This is a genomic window from Rugamonas violacea, assembly GCF_016461825.1.
In the GTDB taxonomy this organism is placed as follows: domain Bacteria; phylum Pseudomonadota; class Gammaproteobacteria; order Burkholderiales; family Burkholderiaceae_D; genus Rugamonas.
Map to the genome: position 1 here is coordinate 1 of NZ_JAEMNU010000162.1, position 1,726 is coordinate 1,726.

General features: G+C 55.2%; 1 protein-coding gene and 1 rRNA gene. One reads left to right on the forward strand and one right to left on the reverse strand.

The features are described 5' to 3' along the window. A partial coding sequence (locus H7U20_RS29585; RefSeq protein WP_199762721.1) for a sodium-dependent transporter occupies positions 1–892 on the forward strand: 892 nt, incomplete at its 5' end. A 612-nt stretch (positions 893–1,504) separates the two neighbouring features. Here the strand turns inward: H7U20_RS29585 and rrf are convergent. Continuing rightward, positions 1,505–1,617, reverse strand: a 5S ribosomal RNA gene (gene rrf, locus H7U20_RS29590). Between the last annotated feature and the right edge of the window lie 109 nt (positions 1,618–1,726).

The window sequence follows — 1,726 nt, forward strand, 5'->3', positions numbered from 1 at the left end:
TCGAATGTCTTTCGCTTTCTTGTTGCCATGTATCACTCCTCAGATGGTGGATTTTCCACCTATTGAGGTGTCCAGGCAAATTAGACCACAGCACTTACTCTGCGCGGTCAGCCTATCGCTGGATAAGGCGGCCGAAGGCCTAGCCTTCCTGTTCCGCCCGGACTTCAGCAAGATCACGGCGACGGTTGTATTGACAGCAATGGGCCTGGCCTTCTTCAAGCTGTCGCTAGGCATGGGTACGATGATGACCTACGGCAGTTATTTCCGCGACGATCAAAATATCCCAATGACGACGGTGCGCGTCATGGCGGCGGACCTGTGCGTATCCATGCTTGCGGGCATCGCCATCTTCCCTGCGGTGTTTACTTTCGGCTTCGCGCCGGCGGCCGGTCCGGCGTTGGTCTTCATTACGATTCCGGCGGTTTTCTCACAGATCCCCATGGGACAAGTGCTGATGGTCATTTTCTTCGTGCTGGCTGCCGTTGCTGCCACGGGGGCCATGCTCTCGTTGATGGAAGTGCCGGTGGTGATTTTGCATGAGCGACTGGGTATCACTCGGCGCAGGGCGACCGTGCTCACGATTGTCAGTTTAATGGTGCTCGGCTCGAGCTGCGCATTGACCAATAGCCTGCTGGCCAACTTCAAGGTGTTTGGTTTCAATATGTTTGATCTGTTCGACTTCGTTTCATCCAACATCATCATGCCCGCCGGCGGCATCTTGCTCGCCGTGTTTGTCGGCTGGGTATGGGGGCGCGATCAATTTACCCAGGCGCTGTCCAACAAGGGCACGCTGGCGAATGAGTCGACCTCACGCCTTGTCTTCTTCCTGTTACGCTATGTTTCGCCTGTGCTTATTCTGCTGGTCATGCTCAAGGGCTTGAACCTGCTCTAATCCCCAGTCACTTGCGCGCAGCCAGAGCTCGCGCGCAAGTCGCACTCTCAACACTCCTCATCCACATGCGTTGGCACCCGTCTCAGGCGGTGCCACGCTCCTTCCTGCTTCCTGCTTCCTGCTTCCTGCTTCCTGCTTCCCACAAAGATACTTGATAGCCGCCGGTCACCAGCTTGGCGCCACGACTGGCTCAGACCTGTGCTGAGATATTCCATCGCCTCGTCGACGCTAGGCACGCTGAGCACGCTGAGCACGCTGAGCACGCTGAGCAGCGTCGCACGCCCGCAAAGGCGACACTTGGCCCAGCGCGCCTTAAAGGCACCTCTAAAAACCCGTCGCTCTCGCGTAGGCGGGAGCCTATACGTCGCATCTTGTCTAGCTCAGCATGGGTTCCCGCCTACGCGGCGGTCCGCCGATGCGGAACGACAATTTGGTGGTTTTTCGAGGTGCCTTTAACTGCAGGAGAAGATCTACGCTGTCGAAGTGCAACGACGGCGCTAGTGCATGCATCACACGGAAAAGCGCTTGGCGCAATGTCAAAACAGGGCGATTAAAAACAGTGGACGAAAAAAAACCCCACCAGATCACTGGTGGGGTTTTTTAGAATAACTAGCCTGACGATAACCTACTTTCACACTGGTTGCAGCACTATCATCGGCGCAGAGTTGTTTCACGGTCCTGTTCGGGATGGGAAGGGGTGGTACCAACTTGCTATGGTCATCAGGCATTGACTTGTACAGCGTTCGCTTCCAATTGGACAGCGGCACTTGAATCCGGAAGAAGCATTATAAACGATTTATACCGTTTATTCAAAGTAAAGATCGGGGTAATGAA